Source organism: Marinobacter sp. CP1 (assembly GCF_001266795.1).
In the GTDB taxonomy this organism is placed as follows: Bacteria; Pseudomonadota; Gammaproteobacteria; order Pseudomonadales; family Oleiphilaceae; genus Marinobacter; species Marinobacter flavimaris.
The window spans coordinates 1,016,349-1,036,684 of sequence record NZ_CP011929.1; the positions used below are offsets into that span (position 1 = coordinate 1,016,349).

A 20,336-nucleotide genomic window follows, 5' to 3' on the forward strand; every position below is an offset into this window, starting at 1 on the left:
CTAAGTGATATTGGTGCCCATCATGGAGTCACCTTCACTACGCATTTCTCTTTTGCGTAACGACAGCTCAACGTCCTACCTGGCGGGCGCAGGGATGACCCCTTTGTCAATGTAATGCTGCACCTGCGCTTGATAGCCGGAGGGGTCACCATTTGCAGCTTCAGCACGTAATTCGTCGATTACCGGGGCGGCAAAACCTGAATCTTCGTCACCCGCGCAATCCCGACACGATGCTCGCCACCACGCCAGAGCCTGGCCTTTGCCTGAGAAGCCAACGATAAAGTAATGCCCATACTTCGGCGTCGGATAATCTTCGAACCACTCGGCAACGGTCTCACTGAATTCCTCGGGCATGGGTAGCGAGACCTCGTAAAATTTCTGCTCCCTGTGCGAAAACCAGCGGGCTTCGACCCGTTCCGGAACTGGTGCCGGGTCTATAACAATTCGGCCGCCAGTTGGAGGCGTTTGATCATACCCGTAACTGATTGCTCCACCGGGTATTCTGCGGTCGCCGTTCAGTGTTACCTCTTCAACCCAGACCGGCCACCCGGATGGCCCCCCGGAGACGATGACGGTGTATTCATAGGTTTTTCTCTCCGAAGAGCAGGCAACAAGGCCAGTGATCAACACCAACAACACCATCTGGCGGCTGATGGCGAGACAATTTGCAACGTGCTTTGTCATGGTCGTGCAGTGACCTCTTGTTGTTGGACGGCTAACGAGGGCCTGTTATAGAAGATCCTTCTCTTACCAGAGTTCTCAGGAAGGTGAGGCAATACATCCTCTCGATGTGAGGTATGCATGTATTTCCCCAAATACTTCCTAGCAGCAAAGAGGTTGGCTCCAGCTTCCTGCCAAGCGTCAATAGCTTTCTTAAGGTCATCGGGGATTCTGTGGTTGGCGTTTGACAAATCCATAGGCGACATGGGCAGGCCCTCTGATACCGCCACCTCATACATAAGGTGAAGAGCATGAATCGCCAATTCCTTTCGAGTTGCTCGCCTCTCCTCCGCGATTACATCCGTGCCCTCAACGCGAGCCTGGATGTTGCGGTGATCATTTCGGTTAAGCGCTTCAATTTTTTTCTGGGCACTCTGGATTGTCCGATAATTCATACCGTGACCAGAAAAGACTCTGACAGTGAAGATTTCGTGATTCTGGATACCTCCAACCGGATTTTCATAACCCCCACCAACATCCGAGTGGACACCCGGCAATGCTATCTCTGAGAAATTGGATGGAAGTCCAGCAGGTTCCCGGATACTCGAAAGGGGGAAGTTTCTACGGATCTCATGATGAGCGGTCAGATGAACAATCCTGTCGGCACTGTCCGGCCTGAGATTGACATTAAAATCCAGGTTATTTTGATTTCCGGGAAGATAGAAGCTTCCTACAGTATCGAATAATCCTATAAATCCGACTCTTGCAGTGATATCGCGAGGAAACGCATTTAACTTACGAAAGCTAACTACCGACGTTGACAGGCTCGGCTCATTTATCTCTGGCAAAATTATTGAGGCGGGCCACTCATTAACGAGATTCACGAAATGCCGGGCCAGCGCGGCTCCCCTGCTAAACCCGAATACATCCAACACAACTACATCAGGCTTACTTTCGTCCAGAATGTCGTTGAGTGCAGTGATCGCTGTCTGAATCCGTTTGTGGCCCCCTTCGGGACCTACCCCCAAGGCCAAACCAATTATGTCTTCGCGAGCGTCAAAGCCGTCTGGCGCGATATGCCCGGCAATCGTTCCTGGCCCGGGGATGTAAATCCGCTCTGAATTTGCTCCAGACTCGTAGAGATCAAACAACTTCGCGACATTGGTAATATCCCTATCTGGCAGGTGTTTGTCGTTGTCTTTGTGGTTGGCAGTTCCATCGAAGAAGATGCCTATTCTCAGCGAATTTCCAGCTTTCTCTCGCTTGTTAGGACGAGTAAGAATCTAATCTTGACTATGCTTCAAATCGGCGTCATCGGCACGACTACCGTCTCGCAATTGAGATGGCCCAGTCTTCATTTCTGCATCCAAAAGACCCTCAACTCCACTCTTGGATTCTGCAGCATCAAAAATCCTGCCTAACTTCGCAGGGGCGCTGGATACTCCCGAAAATGACGCCGGCGTGTGAGTATCACCAATAACCACCGACCCCGACCCAATAGTCACACCGCCACACGAAATCGCCCCGCCTGTCACCGCCGCCGGTTTGCCGTTGATCATCACGGTGGACGAACCACCGGTGATGGTGCGGGGATGGGGTGGATGCTTGGGTTTGGAATGGGGTGCCAGCGGGTCGCCTACCCGGGCAACGGGCCTGCCATCAATCAGCACATCGGGGGAACCGGCAATCACCGGCGTGGGCGGGAAACCTTCGTGATCGGAGCCGAGGTCTCCGAGCAGAACAATCGCTTTACTCATGTCGCGTCCTTTGCGTTATTTGCCGGGCCATCCTGGCCCGTTGCGGGTGACCCGGCAGTTTATACTGAAGCACTCTTCCGGCCAAATCGTTCGACCCCAGATTGTGATGCGATCAAGCCGTTGGAAAACGCCAGACCATAGAGGGCCAGGTCGACCCGAAATCCGGGTGGCCGATATTCGCTGTTAACTGTAATATCCGCACAGGTTAACAGCGACAACCCAGAATCAGACCGTCTGACGGAGAATTATCATGCGCAATGCTGACCTCGTCACCCGTGGCCTCAAGTCCGTGTGGCACCCCTGCACCCAGATGAAAGACCACGAAGGCGCCGTGCCCCTGGTGCCCATCAAGCGGGGCGAGGGTGTCTGGCTGGAAGACTTTGAAGGCAATCGCTTCATCGATGCCGTCAGCTCCTGGTGGGTCAATCTCTTTGGCCACGCCAATCCGAGAATCAACGCAGCGATCCAGAAGCAGATTGGCGAGTTGGAACACGTCATCCTCGCGGGTTTTACCCACGAGCCGGTGGTCAATCTGTCCGAGCGACTCATCGAGGTTACTCCACCCGGCCTGAACAAAGTCTTTTACGCCGACAACGGCTCCTCGGCCATCGAAGCGGCCCTGAAGATGAGCTTCCACTACTGGAAGAACCACGGCAAACCGGGCAAGAAGAACTTCGTGAACCTGAGCAACAGCTACCACGGTGAAACCCTGGGCGCCCTCGCACTCGGCGATGTATCGCTTTACAAGGACACCTATCAGCCGCTACTGATGGAAGTTCTGACAGCCCCCTCACCGGACGCCTTCAACAAGGAGCCGGGTGAGACCGACGAAGCCTATGCATTGCGCCAGTTTGAGGCCATGGAAAAGCTGCTGGCCGAGAAGCACGACGAAATCTGCGCCGTGGTGGTGGAGCCGCTGATCCAGTGCGCCGGCGGCATGCGCATGCACCATCCCATCTACCACACCAAACTGCGGGAAGCCTGCGACCGTTATGGCGTGCACCTGATTGCCGATGAGATTGCCGTTGGTTTTGGCCGCACCGGCACCCTGTTTGCCTGTGAGCAGTCGGGCATCACTCCGGATTTCATGTGCCTGTCCAAGGGGCTCACCGCCGGCTACCTGCCTCTGTCGGTGGTACTGACCACCGATGATGTCTACAACGCCTTCTACGACGACTATGAGACCCTCAAGGCGTTTCTGCACAGCCACAGCTACACGGGCAACCCCATTGGCTGCGCCGTGGCGTTGGCGACCCTGGACATCTTCCGGGATGACAATGTGATTGAGAGCAACCGCGCGCTCTCCACGTGCATGGCCAAATCCGTCGCCCATCTTGCGGAGCACCCCAATGTCGGCGACATTCGCCAGCATGGCATGACCATGGCGGTGGAAATGGTGAAAGATAAAGCGTCGAAAACGCCCTTCCCCTGGCAGGAGCGCCGTGGCATTCGTGTTTACCAGCATGCATTAACCCGCCAGGCCTTGCTTCGCCCCCTGGGTAATGTGGTTTACTTCATGCCGCCTTACGTGATCACCGAAGAACAGATCCGCCATCTGGGCCAGGTTGCGACGGAAGGCATTGAGATCGCAGTTCGCGACTGACAGCCGCCCGGAATCTGAGAGACCAGCTCATGCGCATACCCCGCATCTACACCGATTCCGCCCTCACCGAGGGCGGCACCGCAGCACTTGATGACAACGCCGCACAACATGTGGGCCGGGTATTGCGCATGCAGCCGGGACAGGAGCTGCTGCTTTTCAACGGTGATGGCAACGACTACCCCGCCACCATTTCCAGTGCCAGCAAGAAGAACGTGGAAGTCCAGGTTGGTACCCCGGAAGCCAACACCACCGAATCCCCACTGGAAATCGTTCTCGGCCAGACCCTCTCCAAGGGTGACCGCATGGACTACGCAGTGCAAAAAGCGGTGGAAATGGGTGTTTCCCGCATCGTGCCATTAACCACCGAACGATGCGACGTAAAACTGAAGGGCGACCGGGAAGACAAGCGCCTGCGCCACTGGCAATCCGTTGCCATCAGCGCCGCCGAGCAGTGCGGGCGCGCCCGGGTGCCAGAGATCCTGCCGGTGATGACGGTTTCCGAGTGGCTGGAACACAGCCGCGATTGCGAAGTCCGCCTGGTTCTCCACCACCGCACCGAACACGCCCTGAAGTCCATCATCCCCCCAGAACGGGTGGCTCTCATGATCGGCCCGGAAGGCGGCCTCTCCCCCGAGGAAATCGCCCAGGCGGAAAAAGAAGGTTTCCTGCCGGTGGCCCTCGGCCCCCGGGTACTGCGAACGGAAACCGCCCCAGTTGCGGCCATGGCGCTTTGCCAATGGCTTTGGGGTGACATAGGCAGCTGACCCATCCCGACCGTGCCGCCGTCTCATGTCGGCACGCAAGTCATTGACATGAAGGGGTGCCAACAACATTATCCCTGTCGACTCCGAAAGCAAAAAAACGATCACACGCGAGTAACGGGATGACAAGCCTGCTAAGCACCCAAGAATTCTGGCAATACCTCAGTATCCCGGTCATTGCCGCCCTGATTGGCTGGACCACCAACTGGCTGGCCATCAAGATGACCTTCTACCCGCTGGAATTCATCGGCAAACCACCGCTGCTTGGCTGGCAAGGCATTATTCCCTCGAAGGCCCGTAAAATGGCGGCCATCAGTGTCGATGCCACGATTTCCAAGATCGGAACCGTTCGGGAGATCTTTCAGCAGATCGATCCGAAAGTTCTCGCCACCCATATCGTTCACTCCGTCGAACCCCGCATCGAGGAATACGTGGACGAAATGATGCTCAAGGAATACCCCACCTTCTGGGAAAACCTGCCGGCCTCGGCCAGGAAGATGGTCTACGATCGCGTCCGCAAATCCACGCCCCAGCTCGTGGACAACCTGGTGGAAGATGTCTCCGACAACATTGAAGACCTGCTGGATATCAAGGGCATGGTCATTGAGCGCCTGGCCAGCGACAAGGAGCTGCTGAACCGGATCTTTATCGAGTGCGGTGAGGTGGAATTCCGGTTCATCATCAACTCTGGGCTCTACTTCGGCTTTTTGTTCGGCCTGATCCAGATGGCAGTCTGGTATGTCTATCCGAGCTGGTGGGTGCTGCCGTTCTTCGGTCTTCTGGTGGGTTGGGCAACCAACTGGATTGCCCTGAATGTGATTTTCCGGCCGCTGCACGCCAAAAAAGTCGGCCCCTTCCGGATTCAGGGTCTTTTCCTGAAACGCCAGCCGGCCGTGGCTGAGTCATTCTGCCACATCGTGACCCACGAGATTCTCACCGTTGGCAACATCATCAACGCGATTCTTGATGGGCCCAAGGGTGATCGCGCCCGCAACATGGTCAAGAAGCACATCAAACCGCTGGTGGATGAAACCGCCGGCATGGGCAAGGCGCTGACCCAGATGGCCTTCGGACCCACTGGCTTTGCAACGCTCAAGAACAAGGTTGGCGAGAAGGCCATCGAAATATCACAGACATCGTTCAACAACCCGGTGTTCGAGAAGGACCGGGCCAGAGCCGTCGAATCGATCATGGTCGAGCGGATGATTGCACTGTCTTCCGAAGAGTTTCAGGACTTGCTACGGCCCTGTTTCCAGGAGGATGAAATCAAACTGATCCTGGTGGGCGCATTCCTCGGCTTTGGCGCCGGCATATGCCAACTGGTGTTCGTGTTCGGGGAGTCGTTCCTGTAAATTCCTGCAATAATTCACCGGCTTAAAACCTGTGCAAGGATGCGTCGTACATCTATACTCTCGGAAACGGAGGTTCATTACTTCGAACAGGTTCGACCCGGAGGCAACGGATGCCAGGTTTTCTCTCCTGGATTTCAGGATTATTCCCAAGCAAACAATCTGCACCACCCGCTCCGGAAGCGCGGCTGTTCAATCCATCCCCGGAGAAGCCGGCTACCGACACCCCTGACACCAGCCCGGAGCTTGCCCAACAGCTTGAGGAACATCTGTTCTGCTGGCTGCTGGATGCCGAGCCGGCAGCCCTGCGTGTTGATCTTTCTTCCTACGAGGAAGTGCTGAAGGAGCTTTATCAGCGGCTCACCAGCAACAAAATGGAGGAACTGCCCCGCCAACCCATGAGCCTGCCCATGCTCATGCGGGCCCTGTCCGACGAGTCCACAGACCGCCAGCGGCTCACGGAGATCATTCTTGGTGATCCCTCGTTGACCGATCAATTGCTTCAGATTGCCAACAGCCCCTACTTCCGGACCAGCGACCACGCCATTGAATCGGTGGACCAGGCGGTATTTGTACTGGGGGTAGATGGCATCCGGAACGTGATTTCCGCGGCAGTTATGCGCCCCATGATGGCCGCAAGGAACAGCCGGGAAGCGCTGTTTGGTCAGCGTGGCTGGCGCTGGGGGCTGACCTGTGCCCGGGCGGCGGAACTGATCGCCAGAACCCAGGGCGAAGACACCAGTGCACACTTTATGGTAGGCCTGCTGCCCTCACTGGCGTACATCACGATCCGCCGTGAACTTCAGCGAATCTGCCGGTCGCGCACAGCAATCGGCGAACCGGAGCCAGCGCTTATTCGGCATGCTCTGGCCAGATACCAGTGGGCTACCTGCCAGCTCCTGGCGAACGAATGGAACCTTCCCCCCAAGTACCATGCCTACCTGCTGGCCGCGGAACGGCCAGCCCCAAAACAGAAGCACACTCCGCTGACGGACGGCATGGTTATTGGCACACGGGAAGTACTCAGGCACGCCCATCAACGCAACCTCGCAGAAGAGGACCTGCCGAAAGTGGTGCGCTTGACCCCGGATCAGATCAGCAACATTCGCAACGCACTGCAGAAGATGCTTCGGGAAGGCGGCCGTTCAACTGTCAGAAGTTGAGACATGCTCGCTCTCCATCACAGCTCCTGGTTTTTCCTTTGCCTCGTCGCCGCGCAACAACTCCGCAAAGGTTCGTGTTTCCTCCACCTTGCGGACTCCCACCAATTCGGCAGGAATCACTTTCGGGAGCCGATCAACAATCCGATCCTCGTCATGGCGAACAACCCTGAGAACGTCTCCGATCGTTATCAGATCCAGCGCCCGCCCGGGCACCAGTCGATCGCCCTGACTCCCGGCCAGGCTCAGTAAACCGGCACGGATCAGTTTGTCACTGAGAGCCCGGGTTACCTCACCCGGCACCCTCAGCTGGTATTCCAGTAATTCCTGCTGGGGTGCAGGCTTACCCTCGCTGAAGGGTTTGGCCACCAGCCACATGGTCGCTAACGCTACATTCTCCTGCAGTTCCGGCGCCAATTGCACTTGCCGGCGCTTGGCCACTGATCCCGGATTCTGCAGATAGAACGCCAGGCTGGCACCCAGAAGCAGGATCATCCAGTTCAGATAGATCCAGATCAGCAGGATGATGCCGATGGCGAAACTGGAATAGATTGCTGCGTACTTGGCAGAGCCCGCCACAAAGGAGGCAAACAGCATTCCGCCTGCCTGCCAGGAAACACCAGCCACCAGACCGCCGATGGCCGCATAACGCAACTTGACCCGGGTATTGGGCATGAACACGTAAACGAACGTGAATGCGCCAACCACCAGGAAAAATGGGGTGAAACGGCTGGCAACAAGAATTACCGAACCAAACGGCTCAATTTCTATGAGCTTCTGAACAATGGTTGAGGAAAAAATGGTGGCGCTGACGCCAATGGCCGAAACCATCAGCAGTGGTCCCACCATGATCACGCTCAGGTAGTTACTGAAGCGCTGCGCCATGGAGCGCATATCCGGGACGCGCCAGATCATGTTGAAGGAGCGTTCTATTTTCTGCAGCAGGGAAACCACCGTGTAGACCAACAACGCCAGCCCCACAGAACCGAGCACTCCGACTTTCATGTTATCGACGAATCCGAGAATCTGCTCGGCGAGCTCTATCCCCTGGGGTCCCAGCGGTTCAAAGAACTGGAACAGGAACGGCTCCATTCGCTGATGCACTCCCAGCGCCTTCAACACCGAGAAGCTAAGGGCAAGCAGAGGCACGATACTCAGCAGGGTTGTGTACACAAGACTCATGGCATGGAGAGTCAATTGTCCACTGAGAACATCCCGGGCCATCGCATAGGCAGTGCGGCCGACCTTGTACAACCAGGTCCAGGGCCAACTCTGGGGCGGATTGGGATTCGCCAGAATCCAGCGCTCAGCTGCCTGAAGCCGGTCTTTTAATTGGAATGAAGCCACTTTAGGTCCTGTCGTTCCATGTTTTGTTCAGATTATCAGTCAGATATCCGGTGTAACCAGAGTATGGCCGATTAACGGCAGTTTGCGAGGGACACACATCCAATATAACCATATCATCATTTATTACCTCCTCTTATAACAGATCTTCTGTAAAAAGGCCGCTATTCAAGAAATGGTATTTTCTGACCAGGTATTTTCTTATGCGAATCAAACTTGCTCTGGGCGTTGCTGCACTTACCGCCTTCTCACCGATGACTGCCCTGGCCACCAACGGCTATTTCAGTCACGGCTACGGCACCATCAGCAAAGGCATGGCCGGCGCAGGCACTGCGCTGTCCCAGGACAGCATTGCAGCGCCAACCAACCCGGCCGGTATGGCTTTTGTCGGGAACCGGATTGACGGTGGGTTCGAAGTTTTTTCGCCCCGGCGGGAATACACCGTAGAGGGTCCAGTCTCTCCTCCCCCTGCGTTCTCATTGCAGCCGGGCACATACAAAAGCAGCCGCAACGGTTTCGTTATCCCCCACCTGGGCTTTAATCGGGAACTTTCCGACACCACACGTTTCGGGGTTTCAGTGTATGCCAATCGTGGCATGAACACCGACTACTCTGGTGAAAGTGGCGGGCCTTTCTATGCAGGCCGTACCGGCGTAAACCTCGAACAGCTTTTTATTGCCCCGACCTGGTCCTGGGAGTTCTCCGACAACCAGGCCTTCGGCATTTCACCAGTCATTGCCTACCAGCGCTTCGAAGCTGAAGGCCTGCAGAGCTTCGCGCCATTCTCATCAGACCCGGGCGCGCTTTCCAACAACGGCACCGACGATGCCTGGGGCTACGGTTACCAGATCGGCTGGCAAGGTGAAATCACCGACACCCTCCGCGGCGGCCTGAGCTGGCGCAACATTCTGAAGATGAACGAATTCGACAAATACCGCGGCCTTTTTGCGGAACAGGGCGACTTCGACATTCGCCAGATGTTCAACGCGGGCATCGCCTGGTCCGGACTTGAAAACCACTGGTTCCTGCTGGATATCCAACACATCCGTTACAGCGAGATCAACAGCGTGGGCAACCCGCTGCTGCCCAATCTGCAGACCGCACAGCTTGGCGATGATAACGGCGCAGGCTTTGGCTGGGACGACATGACCATCGTCAAGCTGGGTTGGCAGTGGCAGCAAACACCGGCGCATGCCTGGCGGGCCGGCATCAGCTATGGAGAGAATCCTATCTCCGACGAAGATGTGCTGTTCAACATCCTGGCGCCGGGCGTTCAGGAGTGGCACTTGACTGGCGGATTCACCCACAGCTTCACCGAAAACCTCGATGTCTCTGGCATGGCCTTTTACTCCCCGGCCAAGACAGTGACCGGACCCAACCCACTGGCACCGAACCAGACCATTGATCTGGAAATGTACCAGCTGGGTGCCTCGGTGAGCGTGGGCTGGAAATACTGATCTCCCAAGGCCAGTCTGCAAAGCCCCGGATCTTCCGGGGCTTTCCTGTTACAGCACAGATTTCAGATTGACAGCGGTGATGCCGACGATCCTCTGCCGCGCTTCCCGACTGGCCCAGGCCGAGTGCGGGGTCATAATCAGATTGGGAATATCGTCCGCCAGCAAAGGGTTGCCGTTGCGGGGCGGTTCCTCGGTCAACACATCGAAACCGGCACCGCCGATCTCACCGGCGCGCAGCGCGTCCGCAAGCGCCTGTTCGTTTACCAGGCCTCCGCGGCTGGTGTTGATGAGCAACGAGTCGGGCTTCATCATTTTCAGTTCGCGGGCACCGATCAGATCCCGGGTCTCGTCGGTCAGCAGGCAGTGCAGCGAGAGCACGTCTGCCTGGGGTAGCAATTCGTCCAGTGGAATTCGCGAATAGCCATCGACCACACCCGGTTCCTGCCCGGGCCGAGCTCCAAGAAGAACCTTCATACCAAAGGCCGCAGCCCGCTCCGCCACGCCCTGCCCCAGATCACCGTAACCGACAATACCAAGAGTGCGCCCCTCCAGTTCCATGATCGGATGATCCATCAGGCAGAACATGTCACTTTTGCCCCATCGCCCTGCCTGGACATCGCGGGTGTAATCCAGAAGCCGAGTGGCCAGTGCCAGCATCAACGCCATGGTGTGCTGCGCCACCGTTGAGCGGCCGTAGTTGGTCACGTTCATGACCTTGATGCCGTGATCCTTCGCCGCCGCCTGATCGATGTTATTCAATCCGGTCGCCACCACGGCGATGGTCTTGAGTTCGGGGCAGGCCTCGAAATGCTCACGGGTGAGCACTACTTTATTGACCAGCACGGTATCGAACCCCCGGATGCGTTCCAGGATCTGATCCGGCGTGGTCCGATCATACTTTTCCAACCCGCCGGTCACCGACTCGATGGGCGAGAGATCCACATCGTCGCCAAGAGTTTTGGCATCAAGAAACACAGCTTTCATACTTTTCTCCTGAATCCAGATGGCCACAGATTAGGGTAGACTTGGTTAAACGTCCAAAACTCAACATGTCCAAGCACGAACAGGGTATGAACCATGGAACATGAATTCTGGCACGAACGCTGGGCCAAAAAAGAAATCGGTTTCCACGAGGGCACGGTTAACCAGTATCTCCACGACCATTGGCCGGAACTGGCTGGCAAAGGCACCGACGCCGTTTTCGTGCCCCTCTGCGGCAAAGCCCACGACATGTGGTGGCTCCACGACCGCGGCCATCCGATCATCGGTGTAGAGCTGAGCGAACTGGCCTGCAAGGACTTCTTCGAAGAAGCCGGCGAGAAAGCCAAAGTTCACCCCGGCGAACCCTTCATAACCTTCAAACACGACAACCTGCAGCTCTGGTGCGGCGACTTCTTCCAACTGGTTCCGGAAGACCTCAAACACGTTCGACTGGTCTACGACCGGGCCGCCCTGATCGCCCTGCCGCCCCACATGCGCAGAGACTACGTAAACCACCTTACCGCCATAATCCCCGACGGCACCAGAATCCTGCTCATCACCCTGGACTACGACACCGAAATCAAGGGCCCGCCGTTCAACGTCAGTGACGAGGAAGTGCGGGAACTTTACCAGGACGACTATAAAATCGAGCACATCCTGACCAATACCCTGGCCAAGGATCATCCGTTTACAAAGAGAAAAGGCCTGGAAAACGCATCTGAAAGCGTCTTCCGTTTAACCAAACTCTAGCTTCCCGGGGCATCCCCCCGGAGGCCTGATCGGAGTGTATCGGGTGGCTTTCTGACAACGAATTTGATGTCTGAGCGAAGCGAGTTGCCAATTCGTTGTCAGAAAGCCACCCGGTGCACTCCAGCCCCCTCACACGGTCCCCCCACAAACCCGGCAAGCTACAAAACCAACACACCCGCCTAACATAATTTAATGAACCTTAACCACTCACCCACTGTCCAACTCCCGAACCGTGAACTAAGCTCACAGTAAGCAAGCCGACCTCGACAAGATCGTGCACAGGCTTGTAAGTATCCATTCCTTCCACCCATAACTAAATAAACCGCCCGGACGGGCGGAACTGACTGCAACGGGGAAATTGCGTGAACTGAAAGCTGAAGATACAGCGAGCGAGGGCGATCTATGAGCATACTGCAGCACTTCAAAGACCGGTATGAGAGTACTCAGGAAGAAGAATACAGTCTTGAGGAATACCTGGAGATCTGCAAAAAGGACCCAACGGCCTACGCCACGGCCGCTGAGAGAATGTTAATTGCCATCGGCGAACCAGAGTTCGTCGACACCTCGAAAGATCAGAGGCTTTCAAGGATATTTTCCAACAAGGTCATCAAGCGGTACCCCGAGTTTTCCGAGTTCTATGGCATGGAAGACGCCGTAGAAAACATCGTCTCCTTCTTCCGCCATGCTGCCCAGGGCCTGGAAGAAAAGAAACAGATTCTTTACCTGCTTGGTCCCGTGGGCGGTGGTAAATCGTCCCTCGCGGAAAAGCTCAAGTCACTGATGCAAAAAGTGCCCTTCTACGCCATCAAGGGCTCGCCAGTGAACGAATCTCCACTTGGCCTGTTCGATCCGGCCGAAGACGCCCAGATTCTGGAAGAAGAATACGGCATCCCCGCTCGCTACCTGAAAAACATCATGTCGCCCTGGGCCGTTAAACGGCTGCACGAATTCGGCGGCGACATCAGCCAGTTCCGCGTTGTAAAGATGTATCCGTCGGTACTCGACCAGGTTGCTGTCTCCAAGACCGAACCCGGGGACGACAACAACCAGGACATTTCCGCCCTCGTGGGCAAGGTCAACATCCGCATGCTGGAGGATTTCTCCCAGGATGATCCGGATGCCTACAGCTTCAGCGGTGGCCTGTGTAAGGCCAACCAGGGCCTGATGGAGTTCGTGGAGATGTTCAAGGCTCCCATCAAAGTCCTGCATCCGTTGCTGACAGCGACCCAGGAAGGCAACTACAACACCACCGAAGGCATGGGCTCGGTGCCCTTTGATGGCGTGATCCTGGCCCACTCCAACGAATCAGAGTGGCAGACCTTCCGCAACAACAAACACAACGAGGCGTTCCTTGACCGGGTCTATATCGTCAAGGTGCCCTACTGTGTTCGGGTGACGGAAGAAATCGAGATCTACAAGAAACTGCTGAGCAACAGCTCCCTGGAAGGTGCTCCCTGCGCGCCCGACACTTTGGATATGCTGGCCCAGTTCTCGGTATTGTCGCGCATCAAGGAGCCGGAAAACTCCAGCATCTTCTCCAAGATGCGAGTTTATGACGGCCAGAACATCAAGGACACCGACCCGAAAGCCAAATCGATCCAGGAGTACCGTGACGCCGCCGGCGTGATGGAAGGTATGGATGGGCTCTCCACACGTTTCGCCTTCAAGATCCTGTCCAAGGTGTTCAATTTCGACACCACTGAAGTGGCCGCCAACCCGGTGCATCTGCTCTACGTTCTTGAAAAACAGATCGAACAGGAGCAGTTCCCTGCTGAAACTCATGAGAAGTATCTCCGGTTCATCAAGGAATTCCTGGCACCGCACTATGTGCAGTTTATCGGCAAGGAAATCCAGACCGCATACCTCGAGAGCTACAGCGAATACGGCCAGAACCTGTTCGACCGTTATGTCACCTATGCCGATTTCTGGATTCAGGATCAGGAATACCGGGATCCGGATACCGGCGAGATCCTCGACCGCTCCTCAATCAACGAAGAGCTGGAAAAAATCGAGAAACCGGCGGGCATTTCCAACCCGAAGGATTTCCGCAACGAAGTGGTCAACTTCGTCCTGCGGGCCCGGGCGAACAACGGTGGCAAGAATCCGTCCTGGCTCAGCTACGAGAAACTGCGCGCCGTGATCGAGAAGAAAATGTTCTCGAACACCGAGGATCTGTTGCCTGTGATTTCTTTCAACCCGAAAGCGAGTCAGGAAGATCAGAACAAGCACAAGCAGTTCGTCGAGCGTATGGTCGACCGAGGCTACACGGAGAAGCAGGTGCGGCTGTTGGCTGAATGGTACCTGCGGGTTCGCAAGTCTCACTAAGTCAGTGACCATTCACTGAGCTGGAGTAACGCCATGGGAATGACCCACATAGTCGACCGGCGACTGAACGGTAAGAACAAGAGCGCAGTGAACCGTGAACGGTTCCTGCGCCGTTACCGACACCACATCAAACGTGCGGTGTCGGATGCTGTTCAGAAACGCTCGATCACCGATATAGAGCGGGGCGAGAAAGTCAGTATTCCGTCTCGCGACATTGAAGAACCCATCTTTCACCATGGCCAGGGCGGCAAGCGGGAGATGGTGCATCCGGGCAACCAGGAGTTTGTGGCCGGTGACACCATTCCCAAGCCCGATGGTGGTGGGGGCCAGGGCTCCGGGCAGGGGCAGGCCAGCCCGGACGGCGAAGGCATGGATGAGTTCGCTTTCCAGATTACCCAGGAAGAATTCCTGGATTTTCTGTTCGACGATCTCGAACTGCCGAACCTGGCCCGCAAGAAACTCAAGGATACCGAAGCCTTCAAATATGTCCGCTCTGGCTTCAGCACCGATGGGGTGCCGGCCAAGCTTGATGTAGTGCGCTCATTGCGCGGGGCCCACGCGCGCAGGCTGGGCCTGGGAGGGGCGCGCAAGAAGAAGATCCGGGATCTGGAAAAGCAGCTTGAAGCGCTGAAATCGGCGCCAGAAGATCTGGACCCGGCGTTCAGCCATGAGGATCAGATCCAGGTACTCGAGGAGGAAATCGCGCGACTGAAAGCAAACGTTCGCCGCATTCCCTTCATTGATGAAATCGACCTGCGCTATCGCCAGCACCTGAAAAAACCGCAGCCGGCCACCAGCGCCGTGATGTTTTGCCTGATGGATGTATCCGGATCCATGACCCAGATGCACAAGGACATCGCCAAGCGGTTTTTCATCCTGCTGTACCTGTTCCTCAAGAAAAACTACAAGAAGATCGAAGTGGTCTTCATCCGACATCACACCAGCGCCAAGGAAGTGGACGAGGAAGAGTTCTTCTATTCGCGGGAAACCGGGGGCACGATCGTCTCCAGCGCCCTCAAGCTGATGCACAAGATTATTGAGTCCCGTTATTCCCCGGCAGAATGGAACATCTACGCAGCGCAGGCGTCAGACGGGGATAACTGGAACGACGATTCCCCGGTATGCGGCAAGATCCTGGCCGACAATATCCTGCCGCTGGTTCAGTACTTTGCCTATGTGGAAATCACGCCGCAGGACCACCAGATGCTCTGGTATGAATACGAGAAGATTCAGGAGCAATTCCCCCAGAGCTTTGCCCTGCAGCAGATCGCCGACCCCGGTGAAATCTACCCGGTATTCCGCCAGCTGTTCGAGAGGAAAGCCGCATGACCAACCTCATGGACCGCCCCAATATGCCGGGAAGTGATCAGCCCAGGGCCCGGGAGCCAATCTCCACAGGCTCTGAGTGGACCTTCGAGCTGATCCAGGAATACGATGACGAGATTGCCAAGTGCGCCGCTGAGTTCGGTCTGGACACCTACCCGAACCAGATCGAGGTGATCAGCGCCGAGCAGATGATGGACGCCTACAGCTCCGTGGGCATGCCCGTTGGCTACCATCACTGGTCCTTCGGCAAGCAGTTTCTCAGCACATCCAAGGGCTATCAGCGCGGGCAGATGGGCCTGGCCTACGAAATCGTGATCAACTCCAATCCCTGCATCGCCTATCTGATGGAGGAGAACACCCTGCCGATGCAGGCGCTGGTCATTGCCCACGCGTCCTACGGCCACAACTCATTCTTCAAGGGCAACTACCTGTTCCGCACCTGGACCGACGCCAGTGCGATCATTGATTACCTGGTGTTTGCCCGCCATTACGTGGCGGAGTGTGAGGAGCGCTACGGCGTCGATGCGGTGGAGGAAATCCTGGATTCCTGCCATGCCCTGATGAACTATGGTGTGGACCGGTACAAGCGGCCGGCTCCGATATCGGCGTCGGAAGAAATGCGTCGCCAGAAAGAGCGTGAAGATTACCAGCAACGGCGCATCAACGATCTCTGGCGCACCATTCCGAAACCGGACGACGACGATGACCCGGTAAGACGCGGCAAACGCTATCCGGAAGAGCCCCAGGAGAACATTCTCTATTTCATTGAGAAGAACGCCCCCTTGCTGGAAACCTGGCAGCGGGAAATCATCCGCATCGTTCGGAAGCTCGGCCAGTACTTCTATCCTCAGCGCCAGACCCAGGTGATGAACGAGGGCTGGGCCAGCTTCTGGCACTACACCCTGCTGCACCGCTTGTACGACAAGGGTCTGGTGACCGACGGTTTCATGCTGGAGTTTCTTCAGAGTCACTCAGCCGTGGTGTATCAGCCGCCGTTCAACAGCCCCTGGTATTCGGGCCTCAACCCCTACACCCTCGGATTCTCGATCTTCACGGACCTGCGCAGGATCTGCGAGAACCCTACTGACGAGGACCGCGAATGGTTCCCCGACATCGCCGGCAGCGACTGGCTGGAAACCCTGCATTTCGCGATGAAGAACTTCAAGGACGAGAGCTTTATCCAGCAGTTTCTCTCTCCCAAGGTAATGCGGGATCTGAAACTCTTCGCGATCCAGAACGACGATCAGGAAGACGTCTACCGGGTGACCGCCATCCACGACGAGCCGGGCTACCGGGATCTGCGCGAGAAACTGGCGCGGCAGTACAATCTCAGTTATCGGGAACCCAACATCCAGGTGTGGAATGTGGATGTGCGGGGCGACCGCTCCCTGACCCTTCGACACATTCCCGTGGACCGCGTGCCCCTGGGCAAGGAAACCGACGAAGTCCTGCGTCACGTACACCGGCTGTGGGGCTTTGATGTGCACCTGGAAAGCGTAGAGGATGGCACGGTTGTGGAAGACCACCACTGCCCGCCCCGGGAATTTGAGGAGGACTGAATCTGGAGCCTGGTGACAAATTCGGGCCGGTACTGGCCGGCCCGGTTCTACGTCATGCCGCGCCGGACTCTATTGTTCTGTGGCTGGTAACCAGCGAACAGTCAGAGTTCGCAATTCAGGTATTCAAAGGCACAGAGCTCCTGCTGGATCGTCCGTTAGCCGATTCAGAGTTTTCACGACTCAGAATTGGTACCCGAGCCTGGCTGAACCTGCTGACCATTACGCCTGAGGCTACTCTCCCAAAGGACACCCGGCTGGAATACGACCTGGGGCTCACCGCCGAAGGCTCAGAGGCTTGCCAGTGGATCCGGACGTGGGCTCCACATCTCTGCCCCGAGGGCCGGGAGAGGCCGGGCTTTACCCTGAAATCCAGGCTGGACCGAATACTCCACGGCTCCTGCCGAAGACCCCACCACCCCTCTCCTGACGGGCTGGTTCGAGTGGATGAAGAGCTGCAGAAGGCAAAGAAGCTTGAGGACGTTCCGTCTCTGCTCCTGATGACCGGCGACCAGGTTTACGCCGATGATGTGGCCGGCCCGATGTTACATGCCATCCAGTGTGTCATTCACCAACTGGGCCTTTACCAGGAGGTACTGGAAGGCGCCTCGCTGTCGCACAGCAAGGAACTGACTTCGGTGGCGAATGCCTATTACCACCGGGATGAACTGCTGCCGGAATCCGAATTCAATGAAGACCTGACCGAGCGCTTCTTCGGTGGCGTCCGCAAACCAGTGTTCACCACCGCCAATGCCGGCAATCACCTGATTTCCTTTGCCGAGGTTATGGCCATGTATCTGCTGGTCTGGTCGCCGGAACCCTGGGCTTTTGTGACCAGTGCTGAGCCGGTCGATGACCCGGACGAGCTGGCACGCTATCGGAAAGAACAGGCCGCCATCGACGAGTTCCGCAAGAGCCTTCCGCAGGCAGCGCGGGCCATGGCCAACGTGTCCGTCTATATGATCTTTGACGATCATGACGTGACGGACGACTGGAATCTCTCCGCGCTCTGGGAAACCACCGCTTACGAACACCCCTTTTCCCGGCGCATTATTGGCAATGCCCTGCTGGGCTATCTTTTGTGCCAGGGCTGGGGCAACCAGCCTGGCAATTTCGGCCAACTGATCGAACAGTGTCAGAGGCTGTTCGAGTCCAGCAACGGGCAACACGAGCTGGATACGGCCATTCAGGATGATCTGATCGACCAGCTGTTCCACTTTCAACACTGGCACTTCAGCCTGCCAACATCACCCAGACTGGTGGTGCTGGACACCCGCACCCATCGCTGGCGGAGCGAAATCCGGCGCAGTCACCCCTCCGGACTGATGGACTGGGAATCACTGACCGATTTTCAACACGAAATCATGGGCGAGGATGCCGTCGTGGTGGTTTCGCCGGCGCCAATGTTCGGGGTAAAGCTCATCGAGATGATCCAGCGGGTGTTTACCTTCTTTGGCAAGCCGCTGTTGGTGGATGCTGAAAACTGGATGGCGCATCGGGGCGCGGCCAGTGTGCTACTGAATATCTTCGGCCACCCCCGAACGCCCAGACACTTCGTGATTCTCTCAGGCGATGTTCACTATTCGTTTGCCTACGATGTGAGGGTGCGCCACAAACAGAACGGTCCCCGCGTCTGGCAGATCACCAGTAGCGGCATCAAGAACGAATTCCCCAACGCCCTGCTGGAATGGCTGGACCGGCTCAATCGCTGGCTGTTCGCACCCTGGTCGCCCCTTAACTGGTTCACCAAGAGACGGCGCATGTGGATTTCCCCCAGGCTACCCGAGGGCCGCGAGGCCGGCGAGCGGCTGTGGAACGGCGCGGGCATCGGAGACGTGCGACTGGATGACGAGGGCGCACCCACCGCCATCCGACAACTGGATGCCGGCGGCGGGGGTACGATTTTCAAACAGCGGGCGAAAGACGACTGATCAGGCGTTGACCGAGGGCAGCCCGGACAGGGCCATGGCCAGTTCCTGTTCGTCGTACTCGTGGTCGCTCAGTTCACCGGCGAAGTAGGAGGTGTAGGCTGCCATATCAAAATGGCCATGACCGCAGAGGTTGAACAGGATCACCTCATCCTTGCCTTCCCGCTTGCAGCGCAGGGCTTCGTCAATGGCACCCTTGACCGCATGGTTGGCCTCCGGAGCCGGCACGATACCTTCGTTCCTCGCAAACAGAACGCCGGCCTCGAAGCACTCCCGCTGAGTGTAGGACACCGCATCAAACAGCCCCAGCTCCTTGGCATGTGAAACCAGGGGTGCCATACCGTGGTACCGCAGACCGCCGGCGTGGAAGCCCGGCGGTGTAAAGCCGGAGCCCAGGGTATGCATCTTGGTCAGCGGGGTCATGTGGGCAGTATCACCGTAATCGTAGGCGTACTTGCCCCGGGTCAGCGTGGGACAGGCCGAGGGCTCTACCGCCACAATCCGGGATTTCTCGCCGCCTCTCAGGGCGTGCCCCATAAACGGGAAAGCAATTCCGGCAAAGTTGGAACCACCGCCAGTACAACCCACAATCACATCGGGCCAGCAGTTCGCCATTTCCATCTGCTGCATGGCTTCCAGGCCGATGATGCTCTGGTGCAGCAATACGTGGTTGAGAACCGAGCCCAGGGCATACTTGGTGTTCGGGTCCTTGACCGCCAGTTCCACCGCTTCGGAGATGGCGATGCCCAGACTACCATTGTGGTCCGGAGTCTCTGCCAGCACCTTGCGGCCAAACTCGGTCAGCTCCGAGGGCGAAGCCACACATTTGGCGCCGTAGGTTTCCATGACCGCTCGGCGATAGGGCTTCTGGTTGTAGGAAACCCTAACCTGGAACACCGTAACGTCGATATCGAACAGAGAGCCGGCAAAGGACAGCGATGTGCCCCACTGCCCTGCACCGGTTTCGGTAGTGAGGGTGCGAATGCCCGCTTCACGATTGTAGAAAGCCTGGGGAATTGCAGTATTCGGTTTGTGACTGCCCGCCGGGCTGACGCCTTCGTATTTGTAGAAGATCTTTGCCGGTGTGCCGAGGGCCTTCTCGAGACGATGGGCCCGGTACAGAGGCGCCGGCCGCCAGAGGTTGTAAACGTCACGTACCGGCTCAGGGATCTCGATTTCCCGCTCAGTGGTCACTTCCTGTTCAATCAAGGCCATCGGAAATAACGGCTCAAGATCGGACGGGCCCACTGGTTGCTGGGTGCCCGGGTGCAGCACGGCGGGCAACGGCTCAGGCAGATCCGCCTGCAGGTTGTACCAGTATTTCGGCATCTGGCTTTCTTCGAGAAGGAACTTGGTTTGCATGAATTAAAAATCCCTAC

At 56.9% G+C, this 20,336-nt stretch carries 16 protein-coding genes; 10 read left to right on the plus strand and 6 right to left on the minus strand.

What is annotated here, in order from left to right; all coding sequences use genetic code 11:
• Positions 1-75 precede the first annotated feature (75 nt).
• From ACP86_RS04850 to ACP86_RS23150, 3 genes are read right to left on the minus strand one after another with little or no spacing between them, the layout of a single operon-like run.
• Positions 76-684, minus strand: a complete 609-nt coding sequence (locus ACP86_RS04850) for a DUF2931 family protein (protein WP_053112937.1) — start codon at positions 682-684, stop codon at positions 76-78.
• Positions 681-1,943 (minus strand): T6SS phospholipase effector Tle1-like catalytic domain-containing protein, encoded by a 1,263-nt coding sequence (locus ACP86_RS04855; RefSeq protein WP_200905093.1) that lies wholly within the window; start codon positions 1,941-1,943, stop codon positions 681-683. The genes ACP86_RS04850 and ACP86_RS04855 overlap by 4 nt, the downstream gene beginning before the upstream one ends.
• On the minus strand, positions 1,944-2,417 hold the full coding sequence (locus tag ACP86_RS23150; protein ID WP_082220541.1) for a type VI secretion system PAAR protein: 474 nt from the start codon (positions 2,415-2,417) through the stop codon (positions 1,944-1,946).
• A gap of 250 nt (positions 2,418-2,667) precedes the next feature.
• Here ACP86_RS23150 and ACP86_RS04865 point away from each other — a divergent pair, with 250 nt between their 5' ends.
• From ACP86_RS04865 to ACP86_RS04880, 4 genes are all read left to right on the plus strand, one after another.
• Positions 2,668-4,020 carry an adenosylmethionine--8-amino-7-oxononanoate transaminase gene (locus ACP86_RS04865; protein WP_053112939.1) on the plus strand — a complete coding sequence of 451 codons (1,353 nt, stop codon included), beginning with the start codon at positions 2,668-2,670 and terminating at the stop codon, positions 4,018-4,020.
• Positions 4,021-4,049: 29 nt separating this feature from the next.
• Complete coding sequence (locus ACP86_RS04870; RefSeq protein ID WP_053112940.1) at positions 4,050-4,784, plus strand: 16S rRNA (uracil(1498)-N(3))-methyltransferase; 735 nt, start codon at positions 4,050-4,052, stop codon at positions 4,782-4,784.
• 119 nt (positions 4,785-4,903) lie between these two features.
• Entirely contained in the window at positions 4,904-6,133 is a 1,230-nt protein-coding gene (locus tag ACP86_RS04875) for a DUF445 domain-containing protein (protein ID WP_014578176.1), read from the plus strand.
• A gap of 110 nt (positions 6,134-6,243) precedes the next feature.
• Positions 6,244-7,293: an HDOD domain-containing protein gene (locus tag ACP86_RS04880; protein WP_053112941.1), complete on the plus strand. Its 1,050-nt coding sequence runs from the start codon at positions 6,244-6,246 to the stop codon at positions 7,291-7,293.
• Here the strand turns inward: ACP86_RS04880 and ACP86_RS04885 are convergent.
• Positions 7,276-8,637 (minus strand): YihY/virulence factor BrkB family protein, encoded by a 1,362-nt coding sequence (locus tag ACP86_RS04885; RefSeq protein WP_053112942.1) that lies wholly within the window; start codon positions 8,635-8,637, stop codon positions 7,276-7,278. The genes ACP86_RS04880 and ACP86_RS04885 overlap by 18 nt on opposite strands.
• Positions 8,638-8,837: 200 nt before the next feature.
• Between ACP86_RS04885 and ACP86_RS04890 the strand changes: the two genes are divergently transcribed.
• On the plus strand, positions 8,838-10,091 hold the full coding sequence (locus ACP86_RS04890; protein WP_053112943.1) for an OmpP1/FadL family transporter: 1,254 nt from the start codon (positions 8,838-8,840) through the stop codon (positions 10,089-10,091).
• A 48-nt stretch (positions 10,092-10,139) separates the two neighbouring features.
• Here the strand turns inward: ACP86_RS04890 and ACP86_RS04895 are convergent, their stop codons facing one another.
• Positions 10,140-11,075, minus strand: coding sequence for a D-2-hydroxyacid dehydrogenase (locus ACP86_RS04895; protein ID WP_008175345.1), 936 nt, complete (start codon positions 11,073-11,075; stop codon positions 10,140-10,142).
• A gap of 93 nt (positions 11,076-11,168) precedes the next feature.
• Between ACP86_RS04895 and tmpT the strand changes: the two genes are divergently transcribed.
• The 5 genes from tmpT to ACP86_RS04920 all read left to right on the plus strand — a co-directional run bounded on the left by tmpT (position 11,169) and on the right by ACP86_RS04920 (position 18,960).
• The gene (tmpT, locus tag ACP86_RS04900) at positions 11,169-11,822 is read left to right on the plus strand and encodes a thiopurine S-methyltransferase (RefSeq protein WP_008175346.1); all 654 of its coding nucleotides are present in this window, start codon (positions 11,169-11,171) and stop codon (positions 11,820-11,822) included.
• A 402-nt stretch (positions 11,823-12,224) separates the two neighbouring features.
• Positions 12,225-14,147 carry a PrkA family serine protein kinase gene (locus tag ACP86_RS04905; RefSeq protein WP_053112944.1) on the plus strand — a complete coding sequence of 641 codons (1,923 nt, stop codon included), beginning with the start codon at positions 12,225-12,227 and terminating at the stop codon, positions 14,145-14,147.
• A 39-nt stretch (positions 14,148-14,186) separates the two neighbouring features.
• Positions 14,187-15,476: a YeaH/YhbH family protein gene (locus ACP86_RS04910; RefSeq protein ID WP_206748289.1), complete on the plus strand. Its 1,290-nt coding sequence runs from the start codon at positions 14,187-14,189 to the stop codon at positions 15,474-15,476.
• Positions 15,473-17,032, plus strand: a complete 1,560-nt coding sequence (locus ACP86_RS04915) for a SpoVR family protein (protein WP_008175351.1) — start codon at positions 15,473-15,475, stop codon at positions 17,030-17,032. The genes ACP86_RS04910 and ACP86_RS04915 overlap by 4 nt, the downstream gene beginning before the upstream one ends.
• Positions 17,029-18,960 carry an alkaline phosphatase D family protein gene (locus tag ACP86_RS04920; RefSeq protein WP_039882089.1) on the plus strand — a complete coding sequence of 644 codons (1,932 nt, stop codon included), beginning with the start codon at positions 17,029-17,031 and terminating at the stop codon, positions 18,958-18,960. Before ACP86_RS04915 ends, ACP86_RS04920 begins: the two co-directional genes overlap by 4 nt.
• Here the strand turns inward: ACP86_RS04920 and ACP86_RS04925 are convergent, their stop codons facing one another.
• Positions 18,961-20,319 (minus strand): TrpB-like pyridoxal phosphate-dependent enzyme, encoded by a 1,359-nt coding sequence (locus ACP86_RS04925; RefSeq protein WP_008175355.1) that lies wholly within the window; start codon positions 20,317-20,319, stop codon positions 18,961-18,963.
• Between the last annotated feature and the right edge of the window lie 17 nt (positions 20,320-20,336).

Coding starts and splice junctions, on each gene's coding strand:
- ACP86_RS04875 (WP_014578176.1), top strand. CDS start 4,904: ATGACAAGCCTGCTAAGCACCCAAGAATTCTGGCAATACCTCAGTATC.
- ACP86_RS04905 (WP_053112944.1), top strand. CDS start 12,225: ATGAGCATACTGCAGCACTTCAAAGACCGGTATGAGAGTACTCAGGAA.
- ACP86_RS04910 (WP_206748289.1), top strand. CDS start 14,187: ATGACCCACATAGTCGACCGGCGACTGAACGGTAAGAACAAGAGCGCA.
- ACP86_RS23150 (WP_082220541.1), bottom strand. CDS start 2,417: ATGAGTAAAGCGATTGTTCTGCTCGGAGACCTCGGCTCCGATCACGAA.
- ACP86_RS04870 (WP_053112940.1), top strand. CDS start 4,050: ATGCGCATACCCCGCATCTACACCGATTCCGCCCTCACCGAGGGCGGC.
- ACP86_RS04890 (WP_053112943.1), top strand. CDS start 8,838: ATGCGAATCAAACTTGCTCTGGGCGTTGCTGCACTTACCGCCTTCTCA.
- ACP86_RS04850 (WP_053112937.1), bottom strand. CDS start 684: ATGACAAAGCACGTTGCAAATTGTCTCGCCATCAGCCGCCAGATGGTG.
- tmpT (WP_008175346.1), top strand. CDS start 11,169: ATGGAACATGAATTCTGGCACGAACGCTGGGCCAAAAAAGAAATCGGT.
- ACP86_RS04925 (WP_008175355.1), bottom strand. CDS start 20,319: ATGCAAACCAAGTTCCTTCTCGAAGAAAGCCAGATGCCGAAATACTGG.
- ACP86_RS04915 (WP_008175351.1), top strand. CDS start 15,473: ATGACCAACCTCATGGACCGCCCCAATATGCCGGGAAGTGATCAGCCC.
- ACP86_RS04880 (WP_053112941.1), top strand. CDS start 6,244: ATGCCAGGTTTTCTCTCCTGGATTTCAGGATTATTCCCAAGCAAACAA.
- ACP86_RS04865 (WP_053112939.1), top strand. CDS start 2,668: ATGCGCAATGCTGACCTCGTCACCCGTGGCCTCAAGTCCGTGTGGCAC.
- ACP86_RS04895 (WP_008175345.1), bottom strand. CDS start 11,075: ATGAAAGCTGTGTTTCTTGATGCCAAAACTCTTGGCGACGATGTGGAT.